This is a genomic window from Pseudomonas sp. NFPP07 (assembly GCF_900115645.1).
GTDB lineage: Bacteria > Pseudomonadota > Gammaproteobacteria > Pseudomonadales > Pseudomonadaceae > Aquipseudomonas > Aquipseudomonas chlororaphis.
On sequence record NZ_FOXG01000003.1, the window covers coordinates 313045 to 329065 of the forward strand.

Here is a 16021-nt window from a genome sequence, read left to right on the forward strand (position 1 = left end):
GGAGAAGCCTGCATGAGTCTGCAAGGTAAAGTTGCATTGGTTACCGGCGCCAGCCGCGGTATTGGCCAGGCCATCGCGCTTGAACTGGGTCGCCTGGGCGCGATCGTTGTGGGTACCGCAACTTCCGCTTCGGGTGCCGAGGGTATTGCTGCCACCTTGAAGGAAAACGGCATTCAGGGCGCAGGCCTTGAGCTCAATGTCACCAGCGACGAGTCCGTTGCTGCTGTACTGTCCAGCATTCAGGAGCAGTTCGGCGCGCCGGCGATCCTGGTGAACAACGCCGGTATTACCCGTGACAACCTGATGATGCGCATGAAAGACGACGAGTGGTACGACGTGATCGATACCAACCTGAACAGTCTGTATCGCCTGTCCAAAGGCGTTCTGCGCGGCATGACCAAGGCTCGCTGGGGTCGAATCATCAGTATTGGTTCGGTGGTGGGTGCCATGGGCAACGCTGGCCAAGTAAACTACGCCACCGCCAAGGCGGGTCTGGAAGGTTTCAGCCGTGCTCTGGCGCGTGAGGTTGGCTCGCGGTCGATTACCGTGAACTCGGTGACTCCGGGTTTCATCGATACCGACATGACCCGCGACTTGCCTGAAGCGCAGCGTGAAGCGCTGCAAACACAAATTCCGCTGGGTCGTCTGGGGCAGGCTCAAGAGATCGCGCAAGTGGTCGCTTTTCTTGCATCCGACGGTGCGGCATACGTGACCGGGGCTACAATCCCGGTGAACGGCGGGATGTACATGTGAGTTAAATGTGACGGATTGCTTCAAAAAAATGTCATACGAGCTGTCTAAAATCCGTTATAAAGCTGCAATCAATTTATAGGCAGGTGGCCAAAGGGTTTGAGGAGTGAAGCTTTCAGTTGAAAAGCTGAAAAGCCTTTCTATACACTTACCCACTGGCCAGCTGCCTGAATTTGTCCATTAGGAGTGAAAACAAGGTATGAGCACCATCGAAGAGCGCGTCAAGAAAATCGTTGCTGAGCAACTGGGCGTTAAAGAAGAAGAAGTTGTTAACACCGCTTCCTTCGTTGAAGACCTGGGTGCCGACTCCCTTGACACCGTTGAGCTGGTGATGGCTCTGGAAGAGGAATTCGAGACCGAAATCCCTGACGAAGAAGCTGAAAAGATCACTACCGTTCAAGCAGCTATCGACTACGTTACCAGCCACCAGGCTTAATCGTATTTAGTCGTCTTTTGCTGTCATGGAAAAACCGCACTGCCGTTACGGCGTGCGGTTTTTTCTTTAGGCCTGATGCAAAGTGTCGTCATTAGAAAAAAGGAGAGTGCTGTGTCGCGTAGACGCGTCGTAGTCACCGGTATGGGTATGTTGTCGCCACTGGGTACGGATGTTCCGAGCAGCTGGCAGGGCATTCTGGCTGGCCGCAGTGGCATTGGTCTGATCGAACACACCGACCTTTCTGCCTATTCCACCCGTTTTGGCGGCTCGGTAAAGGGCTTCAATGTCGAGGAATACCTGTCGGTCAAAGAGGCCCGCAAGCTCGACCTGTTCATTCAATACGGCTTGGCGGCCGGTTTTCAGGCAGTGCGTAATGCTGGCCTGGAAGTGACCGATGCCAACCGCGAGCGAATCGGCGTTGCCATGGGTTCGGGTATTGGCGGTTTGACCAATATCGAGGAAACCAGCCGCACGCTGCATGATTCCGGCCCGCGTCGAATCTCTCCATTCTTCGTGCCTGGCTCGATCATCAATATGATTTCCGGATTCCTGTCCATCCATCTGGGTGCCCAGGGGCCGAACTACGCCATTTCCACGGCCTGCACCACAGGTACCCACTGCATTGGTATGGCAGCCCGCAATATTGCTTTTGGCGAAGCTGACGTGATGATCGCCGGTGGCGCTGAAATGGCCGCTTGCGGCCTGGGCATGGGCGGCTTTGGCGCATCCCGCGCACTGTCGACCCGCAATGACGAGCCAACCCGTGCCAGCCGTCCTTGGGACAAGGGGCGTGATGGCTTCGTGCTGTCCGACGGTGCCGGCGCGCTGGTGCTCGAAGAGCTGGAGCACGCCAAGGCCCGTGGCGCGACCATCTATGCCGAACTGATCGGTTTTGGCATGAGCGGCGACGCCTACCACATGACTTCGCCACCCGCCGATGGCGCCGGCGCGGCGCGTTGCATCGCCAATGCGCTGCGTGACGCCAAGCTGAACGTCGAGCAGGTGCAGTACATCAATGCCCACGGTACTTCGACACCTGCCGGTGACCTGGCGGAAGCCGAGGCGATCAAGACGGTGTTCGGCGATCACGCCTACAAGCTGGCGATCAGTTCCACCAAGTCCATGACCGGCCATCTGCTGGGTGCCGCGGGTGCCATCGAGGCCATCTTCAGCGTGCTGGCGATCAACAGCCAGGCAGCGCCACCGACCATCAACCTCGATGAGCCGGACGAAGGTTGCGACCTGGATTTCGTGCCGCACACCGCGCGCAACATGGACATCGACGTGGTGCTGTCCAACTCCTTCGGGTTCGGCGGTACCAACGGCTCCCTGGTGTTCCGCCGGTTCGCCGGCTGATGGACAGCTGGGTCGACGGTCAGCCGGCTGACGTACTGTCGCTCAAGGACCGCGGCCTGGCTTATGGCGATGGTCTGTTCGAGACCATCGCGGTGAAGGCGGGCCAGCCCTTGTTGCTGGAGCGGCACTTGCTGCGTCTGGCCGAGGGCTGTTCGCGCCTGGCCATCGCTGCCGATCAAGCGTTGATCCGCAGCGAGCTCACCGCCTACGCCTCGCTGCTGGGGGAGGGCGTGCTCAAGCTGATCCTCACCCGGGGTGATAGCCAGCGCGGTTATGCCGCCGACCCGCGGGCGCAGCCGCGGCGAATCCTCCAGGGAAATGCGCCGGCCGCTTATCCGGCGGCGTATGCCGAGCAGGGGGTTCGACTGTTCCCTTGCACCACCCGCCTGTCCGAGCAGCCCTTGCTCGCCGGCCTCAAGCACCTCAACCGACTGGAGCAGGTTCTTGCCCGTTCCGAGTGGCAGGACGGCGAGCATGCCGAAGGCCTGATGCTCGACGTTTCCGGGCGGGTGATCGAGGGTGTGTTCAGCAATCTGTTCCTGGTGCGCGACGGTGCCTTGTTCACGGCCGATCTGAGCCGTTGCGGGGTCGCCGGAGTGATGCGCGCTGAAATATTGTTTCAGGCCGCGTCGTTGGCTATCCCCATGGAAATCGCCGACATCAGTCTCGAACAGTTGCAACAGGCCGACGAAGTCTTTGTCTGCAACAGTGTCTATGGCATTTGGCCGGTGCTTGCCTGTGGCGCACTGCGCTGGTCGGCCGGACCGCTCACCCGTAAACTGCAACGCATTGCCCGCACGCTACTGGATGCCTGATTTGTGAGACGTAAACTATTGCTTCTGCTGGAGACCGGACTGGTTCTGGCAGGTCTGGCGCTGGGCGCCTCGGCCTGGAAGTTGAACTCGGCGCTGGAGCAGCCTCTCAACCTGACCCAAGAGCAATTGCTCGACGTGCCGGCTGGCTCGACGCCAGGCGGTACCTTCAACCGTATGGAAGCCAATGGCGTTCTCAAGGACGCGTTCTGGCTGCGCCTGTACTGGCGCTTCAACATGGAAGGACAACCACTGCACAGCGGCGAATACCGCATGACCCCAGGGATGACCGCGCATGGCCTGATCGGGGTCTGGCAGCGTGGTGAGGTGGTGCAGTACAGCCTGACCCTGGTGGAAGGCTGGACTTTCCGTCAGGTGCGCGCGGCGTTGGCCAAGCATGACAAGCTCGAGCAGACCCTGAATGGGTTGAGTGACAGTGAAGTCATGGAAAAGCTCGGTCACGGCGGAGTTTTCCCCGAAGGCCGGTTCTTTCCCGATACCTACCGTTTCGTGCGCGGGATGACCGATGCCGAACTGCTGGAAAAAGCCTACAACCGCCTGGACGAGGTGCTGGCCAAGGAATGGAACAAGCGCTCGGCCGATGTGCCTTATACCGAGCCCTATCAGGCGCTAATCATGGCCTCGCTGGTGGAGAAGGAAACCGGCGTGCCCCAGGAGCGCGGACAGATTGCCGGGGTATTTGTGCGCCGCATGCAGGTGGGGATGTTGCTGCAAACCGATCCGACGGTGATCTATGGTCTGGGCGAACGTTACAACGGTAAGTTGACCCGCGCCCTGCTGAAGGAAGCGACCCCCTACAACACCTACGTGATCAGTGGCTTGCCGCCGACGCCGATCGCCATGGTCGGCCGCGAGGCGATTCATGCCGCGCTCAACCCGGTGCCGGGCAGCAGTCTGTATTTCGTGGCGCGTGGCGATGGCAGCCATGTGTTCTCCGACGATCTGGAGGCGCACAACAATGCCGTGCGCGAGTTCCAGCTCAAGCGTCGCGCCGATTATCGTTCCAGCCCGGCACCGACGGGCAGCCCGGCGGCTTCCGAAACTCCGGAGTCGACCCCGGCGGCGTCACCCGATACGGCGCCCGAGGCAGTTCCGCAGGAGTCCCCTGAAGAGTCTTCTCAGGAGGCTCCCCAAGTGAGCCCGGAAGTATCGCCGCAAGCACCGCTCGAAACTCCCGTCGAGCCCGAGCCGAAAAGCCCGCAATGACTTTGATTAAGGACTGCCTGTGACTGGCTTGTTTATTACTCTGGAAGGCCCGGAAGGCGCGGGTAAGAGCACTAACCGCGAATACCTGGCCGAGCGCCTGCGCGCCGCTGGCATCGAGGTGTTGCTGACTCGCGAGCCGGGCGGTACGCCCTTGGCCGAGCGGATCCGCGAGGTGCTGCTGACCCCCGGCGACGAGGTCATGAATCCCGATACCGAGCTGTTGCTGGTGTTCGCCGCGCGCGCCCAACATCTGGCGGAGGTGATTCGTCCGGCGCTGGCCCGTGGCGCGGTGGTGTTGTGCGACCGTTTTACCGATTCCACCTACGCCTATCAGGGCGGTGGTCGTGGTTTGTCCGTGGAGCGCATCGCGACCCTGGAGCAGTTCGTTCAGGGTGAGCTGCGACCCGACCTGACCCTGGTGTTCGACCTGCCGGTCGAAGTGGGTCTGGCCCGCGCCAGCGCCCGTGGCCGCCTGGACCGTTTCGAGCTGGAAGGCCGGGTGTTCTTCGATGCGGTACGCCAGGCCTACCTGAAGCGCGCGGCGGCCGATCCGGCGCGTTACCTGTTGGTGGATGCGGCGCAGCCGCTGTCCCAGGTCCAGCAAGCACTGGACGTACTGTTGCCGAAATTGCTGGAGCTGCACCGTGGCTGAGGCCTTTCCCTGGCAGGACGAACTCTGGCAGCAGCTGGCGGGCCGAGCGCAGCATGCCCATGCCTATCTGCTCCATGGCCCGGCGGGCATCGGCAAGCGTGCGCTGGCCGAGCGCCTGATGGCGCGCCTGCTGTGCCAACGTCCGGCCGGGCTGGATGCCTGCGGGCAATGCAAGTCGTGCTTGCTGCTGCAGGCCGGCAGCCATCCGGACAACTACGTGCTGGAGCCGGAGGAAGCGGACAAGGCGATCAAGGTCGACCAGGTGCGCGAGCTGGTCAGCTTCGTGGTGCAGACCGCGCAACTGGGCGGGCGCAAGGTGGTGCTGATCGAGCCGGTGGAGTCGATGAACATCAACGCTTCCAACGCGTTGCTGAAAAGCCTCGAAGAACCGTCCGGCGATACGGTGTTGCTGCTGGTCAGCCACCAGCCGAGCCGTTTGCTGCCGACCATCAAGAGTCGCTGCGTGCAGCAGGCCTGTCCTCTGCCCAGCGAGGCCATGAGCCTGCAATGGCTGAGCAAGGCGCTGCCGGACTGTTCGGAAGAGGAGCGGGTCGAGCTGTTGACCCTGGCGGCCGGTTCGCCCCTGGCGGCTGTCAGCCTGCAAGCCCAGGGCGCGCGCGAGCAGCGGGCGCAGGTGGTCGACGGGGTGAAGAAGTTGCTCAAGCAGCAGCAATCGCCGACCCAACTGGCCGAAGGCTGGAATGCGATACCCTTGCTGTTGCTGTTCGATTGGTTCTGCGACTGGTCGAGCCTGATCCTGCGCTATCAGCTGACGCAGGACGAGGAGGGGCTGGGATTGGCCGATATGCGCAAAGTGGTGCAGTACCTCGCGCAGAAGTCCTCCCAGGCCAAGGTTCTGGAGATCCAGGACTGGATCCTTGCGCAGCGCCAGAAGGTGTTGAACAAGGCCAACCTCAATCGGGTGCTGTTGCTCGAAGCCTTGCTGGTGCAGTGGGCCGCACTGCCTGCCCGCAACTGACGGCGGCGCCTGGAAACAAACCGAATCGCCGGCTGCTGCTCGGGCCGGCCTGTTCATTGACCGAATGTGGTTGTCGCTTCTTATGCTTGTAGATTCCCATTGTCACCTCGATCGCCTCGACCTCGCCGCGCACGACGGCTCCCTGGATGCCGCCCTGGATGCGGCTCGTCAGCGCGGTGTCGGGCATTTCCTGTGCATTGGCGTCAGCGCCGACAATGCGGCCGACGTCAAGGCGCTGGCTGAGCGTTATGACGACGTCGATTGCTCGGTGGGTATCCATCCCCTGGATGTCCAGCCCGGCGCCGCGCCAGCCCTCGACTGGCTGCTGCGGGAGCTGAATCACCCGCGGGTGGTGGCCATCGGCGAGACCGGCCTGGATTACCACTACGAGCCGGAAGCGGCGCAGTTGCAGCAGGAATCCTTCCGCCTGCACCTGCAAGCCGCCCAGCAGACCGGCAAGCCGGTGATCGTCCACACCCGTGGCGCGCGCGCCGATACGCTGACCCTGCTGCGTGAAGCCGCGTTACCGCAAGCCGGGGTCCTGCACTGCTTTACCGAAGACTGGGACATGGCCAAGGCCGCGCTGGACCTGGGTTTCTACATTTCCCTGTCCGGGATTGTCACTTTCCGCAATGCCGATGCACTGCGGGACGTGGCGCGCCAGGTGCCGGCCGACCGTTTGCTGGTGGAAACCGATTCGCCGTACCTGGCGCCGATTCCTTATCGCGGCAAGCCCAACCTGCCGCAGTACGTGCGTGAAGTCGCCGAGTTCCTGGCCATGCTGCGTGGGGAGCCGTACGAGCGTTTTGCCGAACAGACCACCGAGAACTTCAAGCGTCTGTTCCCGCTGGCGCACGTCAAGGGCTGAATCGCAGGCAAAAAAAACCCGGGTTCTGGGGGGTGAATCCGGGTTAAGACCATTAGGAGTAAAACAAAGGCACACCATCCCTTGGTACCTTCATCGGCGCTTCACTTGGGGGAGATGTCACGCCGACATTTCAAGTATTGATCACTATTGAATTCAGTCCAGTTGGCCTTGCTCGTTTCTTAAACAAATTTGGAATACGAGCGCTTCGCTTGAGTTCTCATTGCCGGGCGATGTCAGCCACAATGGCGAGAGTCTCGTCGATCACGCGCTTTTCGGTATAGAAATGCGGTGAAAGTCTAACCCCGGGGCCACGGGGAATACACACCACCTGCTGCTGTTGCAGCGCCTCATGAACTGCCTGATTATCGATGCCATCGATACTGAACGAAAAAATTCCGCCGCGTCGGGCGGGGTTGAGTGGGGTGTGCAGGCGTACGCCGGGGATAGCATTCAGGCCATCCTGGAGCCACTGGACCCGTTCGGCGATCAAGGTCGCCACGTGTTCCATGCCCACTTCTTCCAATAACGACAGGCTTGCTTCCAGGGCCATGGCGCCGAGCATGTTCGGGCTGCCGCACTCGAAGCGCCGCGCGCTCTTGGCCGGTTCCCATGCGTTGCGGCTGTAATCGCCCATGTGTTCCAGCATGTGCCAGCCGAACTCATGGAGCTTGAGCTGCGCGCGCAGCTCGCTGCGGCAATAGAACACGCCGAGGCCTTCAGGCCCCAGCATCCATTTGTGGCCGTCGGCCATGGCGAAGTCGCATTGATAGGCCTGGACATCGAAGGGTTGGGCGCCCAGTTGCTGGATCGCGTCGATGCAGAACAGCACGTTCTGTTGTTTGCAGCCGGCGCCCAGGCGCTGCAGATCCAGGCGCAGGCCGCTGGCGAACTGCACCGCGCTGATCGCCATCAGCCGGGTGCGCGGCCCGCAGGCGGCCAGCAGGGCGCCTTCCGGGTCGTCGCCCTTGAGGCTGACCTGCAGCACTTCCACGCCCTGGCTGGCCAGGGCTTCCCAGACGACGCGGTTGGAGGGGAATTCCTCGTCGCTGATGACGATCTGGTCACCTTGTTCCCAGGGCAGACCAAAGGCGACGAATGAGAGCGCTTCCGAAGTATTTTTGACCAGTGCGATGTCATCCGTTGACGGTGCATTTAGCAGGCGCATCAGGCGTTCGCGCAGGCGTTGTTCAAGGGCCATCCAGTCCGGATAGTCCCGCGCACCCAGTAAAACGTTCTCTTTGGCGAAGCGCGCCACGGCTTCGGCGGCCCGATTCGGCCAGGGGGCGACAGCTGCGTGATTCAAATAACGCAGGCCCGGGGCCTGTACAAATTCATCAAGAAACATAGTCATGGTCGGATGATCCGTGCATTTTGGCGCAATTTAGGCATAATACGCGGCTTCGATTTTGACCCCGACAGACCTTTTCTTATGCAGAAAGAACCTCGTAAGGTCCGTGAGTTTCGTCGCCGTGAGCAAGAAATTCTCGATACCGCGCTCAAGCTGTTCCTCGATCAAGGTGAAGACAGCGTCACCGTCGAGATGATCGCTGATGCCGTTGGTATCGGCAAAGGGACCATCTACAAGCACTTCAAGTCCAAGGCGGAGATTTATCTGCGCCTGATGCTCGATTATGAGCGCGACCTGAACGAGCTGCTGCACTCTGCCGATGTCGACAAGGATAAGGAAGCCCTGTCCCGGGCCTACTTCGAATTCCGCATGCGTGATCCACAGCGTTACCGGCTGTTCGATCGCCTGGAAGAGAAGGTGGTCAAGGGCAACCAGGTGCCGGAAATGGTCGAGGAGCTGCACAAGATCCGTGCTTCCAACTTCGAACGCCTGACCTTGTTGATCAAGGGCCGCATCAGCGAAGGCAAGCTCGAAGACGTACCGCCTTACTTCCACTACTGTGCGGCCTGGGCGCTGGTGCATGGCGCGGTGGCGCTGTATCACTCGCCGTTCTGGAGCAACGTGCTGGAAGACCAGGAAGGCTTCTTCCAGTTCCTGATGGACATCGGCGTGCGCATGGGCAACAAGCGCAAGCGCGACCCCGAGAGCTCCGGCAGCTGATTCATTCGGTGGCCTTATGGCGCCATGATTTCTCTATATGGCGCAGTGTCCCAGGAATATACTCAGGCATGGGACTTGCCAAAACCTGATTTTTGAGTCAGGTTTTGGTCGGTTCACTCTTCCTTCGCCGGAGTCATCCATGATCGTTGACCGTCAAGGCAGGCGTTTTCGCAATCTGCGTATCAGCCTGACTTCTGCCTGCAACTACGCCTGTACCTACTGCGTGCCCAACGGCAAGCGGCTGGTGGCTGCCCAGGACGAGTTGTCGGCCGAGGCCATGGCGCGCGGCGTGGCCTATCTGATCGAGGCAGCAGGCATCGAACGCTTGCGGATCACCGGCGGCGAGCCCCTGGTCAGTCCGAAACTCGAAGCCTTCATGGCGGCGGTGGGGCAAATGGGGCTGGAAGACATCAGCCTGACCACCAATGGCCAATTGCTCGCACGCAAGCTGCCGTTGCTGGTGGATGCCGGTATCCGGCGCATCAACGTTTCCCTCGATACCCTGGACGCCTCGGCTTTCCGCGGCATTGCGCGTGGCGGCGATCTGGCGACCGTGCTCGACGGCATGGACCAGGCTCGCGCGGCGGGCATGAAAATCAAGGTCAATATGGTGCCGCTGCGCGGGCAGAACCTGGACCAGGTAATGCCGCTGCTCGACTACTGCCTGGAGCGTGGCTATGAACTGCGTTTTATCGAGCTGATGCGCATGGGCCACCTGGCCAGCGATTCCAACGCTTTCCTGCAGCAGTTCGTCAGCCTGCAGCAGCTGCTGAGCCTGATCGGCGAGCGCTACGAATACCTGCAGGCCGATGCGCCGGTGGACGCCACCGCAGTGCGCTATGAAATTCCGGGGCAGGGCCATTTCGGCGTGATCGCCAACGAAAGCGTACCGTTCTGCCGGACCTGCTCGCGCCTGCGGCTGTCGTCCACCGGCTGGCTGCACGGTTGCCTGTCGTCGAGTAACCGGCATTACGTCGGAGATCTGCTGGACAAGCCGCGCCACCAAGCCTTGCCGGCCTTGCAGCGCCTGCTGGTCAAAGCCTTGGGCGACAAGCAGGATGTGGCGTTCTCCGGTGGTGCGACGGTGATGAAAATCATCGGCGGCTAAGCGTTCTCCCTGATCCCGCCTCTCTGTAGCCGCTGCCGCAGGCTGCGATCGAGGGCGTAGCCCTCGCCAATCCAGACGCCCCCATTTCTCTCCAGCCAATAGCCTTCACAAGGTTTGTGGCTGCTGCGCAGCCATTCGCAGCCTGCGGCAGCGGCTACAGGCGCCCGAGCTGGCGCGGAAGCTGCATCTCGTGGCCATTCGCCGGTTTTCCGTCACCGGCTTCTGGAGGGAAGGATGCGTAGCCTGGTTTTGCTGCTGGCTTTTTTGGGGCTCGGCGGCTGCATGAATGTCAGCGATATGGGCGAGGGCGTTCGCTATCACATGAGCGATGCGGGTTTTCTCGATCACAGTAATACCCAGCGCTCCAACTCGTTCCGCGTTCAGCCGGACTCGTTCATTTTCATCGCCCAGGGCGCCTTTGCGCCGCCGGGTAGCGCTTACCCGCGCCCCAACGTGGTGGCCGAGGAAGCCTTCAAGGGCTTTATCGAATACTTCCCCATGGTCCGCCGCGCCCGGGCGCCGGAAGGCCTGGACCAGGCCATGGCCGAGGCCCGTGAGGTGGGTGCGCATTACCTGCTGTACACCCGTTTCGCCAAGGCAGACGACCGTATCGGCAACTCCGATGAGTGGTTCGACCAGGAAGCCGTGGATCGCCTGGGGATCGACAACGGCGTGATTCAGATCATGCTGATCGAGACCAGTACCCAGTATCTGATCGACACCGCGCGGATTCGCAGTCGTGGCGGTTTACTGACGTTCCATGACAAAAAGCCGGAAGACCTGCTTGGCCCGCCGCTCGAACAATACGCCCGCAGCCTGTTAGGCTTGAGCGATTAAGCCAAGCACGAGGAGAGCAGCATGAGTGGTCCGGGCAAAGCCAACGATCTGTTGGCGCAGATTCCCAAGGCGCAGAAAGGCTTGCCGCCGGTCCACCTGTGGAATCCCGACTTCTGCGGCGATATCGACATGCGTATCGCCCGCGACGGCACCTGGTACTACCTGGGCACCCCCATTGGCCGCAAACCCATGGTCAAGCTGTTCTCCACCATCATTCGTCGCGACGGCGATGACTATTTCCTGATCACCCCGGTGGAAAAGGTCGGCATCAAGGTCGATGACGCGCCCTTTGTCGCCGTCACCCTGGAGGTCGAAGGGGAAGGCGAGGCCCAGGTCCTGCGCTTTACCACCAACGTCGACGAGCAGGTCAGCGCCGGCAGCGAGCATCCGCTGCGAGTGGTGATCGACCCGCAGACCCAGGAGCCGGCGCCTTACGTTCACGTGCGCAGCAACCTGGAAGCACTGGTGCACCGCAACGTGTTCTACCAACTGGTGGAGCTGGCGGTGAGCCGTCCGATCGACGGTCAGAACTGGCTGGGCGTCTGGAGCGGCGGGGTGTTCTTCCCGATCGGCCTGGAGCCCTGAGCTGCGAAATACCTTGTTTCCCGCATAAATATCTTGCGACGAAGATCCTGTTTCGGGTATCAATTTGTACATGATTAGACATGTTCGATTTGACAAGAAAAAACGCGTGGTCGATGAGCTGATCCGACGCATCGAAAGCGGCCTCATGGAGGACGGTTTCCTGCTGCCGGGCGAGCATCAGTTGGCCCAGGAGTTCTCGGTGAGTCGTGGCACCTTGCGCGAGGCCCTGGCCGAACTCAAACGCCGCAACTACATCGCCACCCAGAGCGGGGTCGGCTCCATCGTCACCTATGACGGTGTGGTGCTGGACCAGCAGAGCGGCTGGGCCCAGGCCCTGGCAGACACCGGTGCGCTGATCAACACCGAGCTGCTGCGCCTGGAAGCGGTGCAGCGTCCCGACCTGCTCAGTCGCTTCGGCACTGACCAGTTCATTGCCCTGGACCGGCGCCGGCGCTCTACCGACGGCACCGTGGTTTCCCTTGAACGTTCCCTGATGCCTGCCACCGGAGGCCTGGAAAGCCTGCCGCGGGTAGGGCTGATCGATGATTCCCTGACCATTACCCTGGCCGCCTACGGCTATATCGGCGAGCGCGGCGATCAATGGATCGGCGCCGAGCCGCTGAACGAAGAACAGGCGCACCTGCTGGGGCGTCCGGTCGGCAGCGTCTTCCTCAAGGCCCTGCGGACCACCTATGACCGTCGCGGACGCTTCATGGAGCAGGTAGAAAGTTTCCTCGACCCGGTGCACTTTCGCCTGCACCTGCAATTCGGGGCGCAGAAATGATCCCGCTGGATCGCGCTCTGGGCGCCTTTTACGGGCTGGCCCTGGGCGATGCCCTGGGCATGCCGACTCAATCCTTGAGCCGGCAGCAGATCAAGCAGCGTTTCGGCGCCATCCATCGCCTGGAAGACGCCGGCCCGGATCAGCCGATTGCCGCCAACATGCCCAAGGGCTCGATCACCGACGACACCGAGCAGGCGATCCTGGTCGGCGACCTGCTGGTCGCGGGCAAGGGCCGGATCGAACCGGCGGCGCTGGCCCACAGCCTGATCGAGTGGGAAGCGGCGATGCAGGCCAAGGGCTCCCAGGACCTTTTGGGCCCTTCGACCAAGCGCGCCATCGAGATGATCCTCGCCGGCCATACCGCGGAAGAGGCCGGGCGCTACGGCACCACCAACGGCGCGGCGATGCGCATCACCCCGGTGGGCATCGCGGCGAACGTCGACGATGTCCAGGGCTTCATCCGCGCGGTGGTGGAAGCTTGCCAGGTCACCCATAACACTACGCTGGGTATCTCCAGCGCGGCGGCGGTAGCGGCGGTAGTGTCCGCCGGGATCAATGGCGTGCCGCTGGGCGACGCCTTGCAGATCGGCGTGCAGATCGCCCTGGAAGCGGAGCGGCATGGTCACTGGGTGGCTGGCGGGCGTATTGCCACGCGCATCAGTTGGGCGCGCACCCTCAGCGTCGAAAGCGACAAGGCGCTGCTGGCCGATCTGCTGTACGACGTGATCGGCACCTCCGTCGCGTCCCAGGAATCGGTGGTGGTGTCCTTCGCCCTGGCGCACCAGGTGGCCATCGGTGAACTGCAGGCGTTCGAGGCGCTGTGCATGGCCGCGAGCCTTGGGGGCGACACCGATACCATTGCCGCCATCCTCGGCGCGATGCTCGGTGCCTGCCAGGGGATGGAGTGCTGGCCGGCCGCCTTGATCGAGCAGATCAAGCAGGTCAACGACCTGGATCTCGAACCTCTGGTGCAGGGGCTGCTGGCCCTGCGTTAAAGACTGGCTGCCTGGCCAAGGCTCCCACCACCTGTGCGCGAGCCGTCGCTGAAGCATTTTTGCCATGGATAGCAGGAAACGGCGAGGAGTGCCGGGATGTCTGATCGACTTCCGAAATTGCCGACAATCACAACAAGGGCAACAGGAGCTTTTTCATGAGTGCATCGAACCCCGGGCAAAGCGCCGGGCAACTGGAAACCCGTGGCATCGAGCCGGTGCCGGAAGGCGAGTGCAACGGCCATCCGCTGCAATTGTTCTGGGTCTGGTTCGCCGCCAATATCAGCATTCTCGGCTTGCCGCTGGGGGCGACCCTGGTGGCCTTTCGTGGCCTGTCGATCTGGCAGACGATCATCGTCGCCATCCTCGGCGCCGCCGGTTCGTTCGCGGTGGTGGGGATCATCTCCATCGCCGGTCGTCGCGGGCGGGCGCCGAGCCTGACGCTGTCGCGGGCGATCTTCGGCGTGCGCGGCAATATCGGCCCGACCCTGGTGTCGCTGATGTCGCGCCTGGGCTGGGAAACCGTCAATACCACCACCGCCGCCTTCGTCCTGCTGTCGCTGTGTTCGATTCTGTTCGGTTCGCCGGTGGCAGCCAAAAGCGCGCCGCTGCTGACCCTGCTGTTCATCGGCATTTTCGTGCTGCTGACCCTGGCCGTCTCCGGCCTCGGCCACGCGACCCTCTTGGTGATCCAGAAGTGGGCCACCTATGTATTCGGCGCGCTGAACCTGCTGGTAGGCGGCTTCCTCTGCGCCACCATCGACTGGAGCGCGGTGTTCAACGCCACCCCGGCGCCGTTGAGCGCGATGATCATCGGTGTCGGCACCATGGCCGCGGGCACCGGTATCGGCTGGGCCAACGCCGGCGCCGACATGTCGCGTTACCAGCATCGCAGCGTCAAGGCCGCGCGCCTGGTGGCGTCGGCGGCCTTCGGTGCCGGCATTCCGCTGGTGCTGCTGATTACCCTGGGCGGCCTGCTGTCGGTGGGCAACGATGACCTGGCCTCGGCCACCGACCCGATCGTGGCGATTCGCGACATGCTGCCGACCTGGATGGCGGTGCCGTACCTGATCACCGCTTTCGGCGGCCTGCTGCTGTCGAACAACCTGTCGGTGTACTCGGCCGGCCTGACCACCCTGACCCTGGGGCTCAAGGTCAAGCGGGTGTACGCGGTGGTGGTGGACATCGTGGCGATCTTCGCCGGCTCGATCTACTTCATGTTGATCGCCGAGAGTTTCTACGGGCCATTCATCACCTTCATTTCGCTGCTGGCGGTACCCATCACCGCCTGGGTCGGGATCTTCGTGGTCGACCTGATCCACCGACACTACTACAGCCCCAAGGACCTGCTGGACGTCAGCCCGAGCAGTGCCTACTGGTATCGCGGCGGAGTCGAATGGCGGGCCTTCGGTGCCTGGGCGCTGGCCATAGTGCTGGGTTTCAGCTTCACCACCATCGGCACCACCGCCGAAAACATCTGGTTCGCCGGGCCGCTGGCCGATTCCTGGCTGGGCCATAACGGCCTGGGCTGGATCGTCACCTTCCTGGTGGCCGGTGGTGTGTATGCGGTGCTGGGCGGGGCCAGGGACCGCCGCGGCGCTTTTGTCGAGAATGCCAATGCCTAGAATGCTGCACACCGGCCAGGTGATGGTCGATCTGGTGATGTCCGTGGAGCGCCTGCCGAGTTCCGGCGGCGATGTGCTGGCGCAATCCGCCAGTTTCGAGGCCGGCGGCGGCTTCAACGTGATGGCTGCCGCCCAGCGTAACGGCTTGCCGGTGCTGTACCTGGGGCGACACGGCAACGGTCGCTTCGGGGATCTGGCACGTGAGGCGATGCGCGCCGAGGGCATCCGGATCGCTCTCGAGGCCAGCCACACCGAGGACACCGGCCTGTGCGTGGCGCTGACCGAAGCCACGGCCGAACGCAGCTTCATTTCCTACATCGGGGTGGAAGGCCAGCTGTCGGCCGAGGACCTGGACGGTGTCGCGGTGCAGGCCGATGACTTTGTCTATGTCAGCGGCTACAGCCTGCTGCATGCCGGCAAGGCCGAGGCTTTGCTGGACTGGCTGCTGGCCTTGCCGCAGGGGATCCAGGTGGTGTTCGATCCGGGCCCGCTGGTGGAATCGCCGGACTCCGAGGCCATGCGCCGGCTGCTGCCGCGTATCGATCTCTGGACCAGCAACAGCGTCGAGGCCTTGCGCTTCACCGGGACCTCGACCATCGCCGAAGCCCTGCGACGCCTGCATGACGGACTGTCGCAGGAGGTGTTGCTGGTGGTCAGGGACGGGCCGCAGGGTTGCTGGGTCAGCCAGCATGGCCATGGCGCCCATGTGCCGGGCTTCAAGGTCCGGGCGGTGGACAGCAACGGCGCTGGCGATGCCCATGCCGGAGTCTTTGTCGCAGCGCTGGCGCAGGGGCTGGAGCCGCTGCAGGCGGCGCGCCGTGCCAACGCCGCGGCGGCCCTGGCGGTGACCCGCTGGGGGCCGGCCACCGCGCCGGGTGCAGCGGAGGTGGATGCGCTGGTCAATGCGGATAGCATCCGCGCCTAGGCGTTTGCCGACTGAAC

The 16021-nt window shown here is 62.5% G+C and carries 17 protein-coding genes; 16 read left to right on the forward strand and 1 reads right to left on the reverse strand.

Features of this window, described 5'->3' with window-relative positions; translation table 11 throughout:
• The first annotated feature begins 12 nt into the window (after window positions 1-12).
• From fabG to BM019_RS09595, 8 genes are all read left to right on the forward strand, one after another.
• Window positions 13-753, forward strand: a complete 741-nt coding sequence (gene fabG, locus BM019_RS09560) for a 3-oxoacyl-ACP reductase FabG (protein WP_092418123.1) — start codon at window positions 13-15, stop codon at window positions 751-753.
• Between the two features lie 196 nt (window positions 754-949).
• A complete protein-coding gene (gene acpP, locus BM019_RS09565; RefSeq protein WP_003175607.1) occupies window positions 950-1186 on the forward strand; it encodes an acyl carrier protein in 237 nt (78 codons plus the stop codon).
• A gap of 111 nt (window positions 1187-1297) precedes the next feature.
• A complete protein-coding gene (fabF, locus tag BM019_RS09570; protein WP_092418124.1) occupies window positions 1298-2542 on the forward strand; it encodes a beta-ketoacyl-ACP synthase II in 1245 nt (414 codons plus the stop codon).
• A complete protein-coding gene (pabC, locus tag BM019_RS09575; protein WP_092418125.1) occupies window positions 2542-3357 on the forward strand; it encodes an aminodeoxychorismate lyase in 816 nt (271 codons plus the stop codon). The genes fabF and pabC overlap by 1 nt, the downstream gene beginning before the upstream one ends.
• Before the next feature lie 3 nt (window positions 3358-3360).
• Window positions 3361-4581 (forward strand): endolytic transglycosylase MltG, encoded by a 1221-nt coding sequence (mltG, locus tag BM019_RS09580; protein ID WP_092418126.1) that lies wholly within the window; start codon window positions 3361-3363, stop codon window positions 4579-4581.
• Window positions 4582-4600: 19 nt separating this feature from the next.
• Window positions 4601-5233, forward strand: coding sequence for a dTMP kinase (gene tmk / locus BM019_RS09585; protein WP_092418127.1), 633 nt, complete (start codon window positions 4601-4603; stop codon window positions 5231-5233).
• A complete protein-coding gene (locus tag BM019_RS09590) occupies window positions 5226-6212 on the forward strand; it encodes a DNA polymerase III subunit delta' (RefSeq protein ID WP_009042853.1) in 987 nt (328 codons plus the stop codon). Before tmk ends, BM019_RS09590 begins: the two co-directional genes overlap by 8 nt.
• An 82-nt stretch (window positions 6213-6294) precedes the next feature.
• Entirely contained in the window at window positions 6295-7080 is a 786-nt protein-coding gene (locus BM019_RS09595; protein WP_009042854.1) for a TatD family hydrolase, read from the forward strand.
• Between the two features lie 217 nt (window positions 7081-7297).
• On the opposite strand, the gene BM019_RS09600 is transcribed toward BM019_RS09595, so the two are convergent.
• On the reverse strand, window positions 7298-8431 hold the full coding sequence (locus BM019_RS09600) for an aminotransferase class V-fold PLP-dependent enzyme (protein WP_092418128.1): 1134 nt from the start codon (window positions 8429-8431) through the stop codon (window positions 7298-7300).
• A 78-nt stretch (window positions 8432-8509) separates the two neighbouring features.
• Between BM019_RS09600 and BM019_RS09605 the strand changes: the two genes are divergently transcribed.
• The 8 genes from BM019_RS09605 to BM019_RS09640 all read left to right on the forward strand — a co-directional run bounded on the left by BM019_RS09605 (window position 8510) and on the right by BM019_RS09640 (window position 16004).
• Window positions 8510-9148, forward strand: coding sequence for a TetR/AcrR family transcriptional regulator (locus BM019_RS09605; RefSeq protein WP_009042856.1), 639 nt, complete (start codon window positions 8510-8512; stop codon window positions 9146-9148).
• Between the two features lie 139 nt (window positions 9149-9287).
• Entirely contained in the window at window positions 9288-10256 is a 969-nt protein-coding gene (locus tag BM019_RS09610; protein ID WP_007928078.1) for a GTP 3',8-cyclase MoaA, read from the forward strand.
• A 234-nt stretch (window positions 10257-10490) separates the two neighbouring features.
• A complete protein-coding gene (locus BM019_RS09615) occupies window positions 10491-11093 on the forward strand; it encodes a DUF4823 domain-containing protein (RefSeq protein WP_007928079.1) in 603 nt (200 codons plus the stop codon).
• Between the two features lie 21 nt (window positions 11094-11114).
• Window positions 11115-11678 carry a DUF1285 domain-containing protein gene (locus BM019_RS09620; RefSeq protein WP_085530238.1) on the forward strand — a complete coding sequence of 188 codons (564 nt, stop codon included), beginning with the start codon at window positions 11115-11117 and terminating at the stop codon, window positions 11676-11678.
• 70 nt (window positions 11679-11748) lie between these two features.
• On the forward strand, window positions 11749-12462 hold the full coding sequence (locus tag BM019_RS09625) for a GntR family transcriptional regulator (protein ID WP_092418129.1): 714 nt from the start codon (window positions 11749-11751) through the stop codon (window positions 12460-12462).
• The gene (locus tag BM019_RS09630) at window positions 12459-13457 is read left to right on the forward strand and encodes an ADP-ribosylglycohydrolase family protein (RefSeq protein WP_087088731.1); all 999 of its coding nucleotides are present in this window, start codon (window positions 12459-12461) and stop codon (window positions 13455-13457) included. The genes BM019_RS09625 and BM019_RS09630 overlap by 4 nt, the downstream gene beginning before the upstream one ends.
• Window positions 13458-13612: 155 nt before the next feature.
• A complete protein-coding gene (locus BM019_RS09635; RefSeq protein WP_092418130.1) occupies window positions 13613-15079 on the forward strand; it encodes a purine-cytosine permease family protein in 1467 nt (488 codons plus the stop codon).
• Entirely contained in the window at window positions 15072-16004 is a 933-nt protein-coding gene (locus tag BM019_RS09640; RefSeq protein ID WP_092418131.1) for a PfkB family carbohydrate kinase, read from the forward strand. Before BM019_RS09635 ends, BM019_RS09640 begins: the two co-directional genes overlap by 8 nt.
• Window positions 16005-16021: the final 17 nt, after the last annotated feature.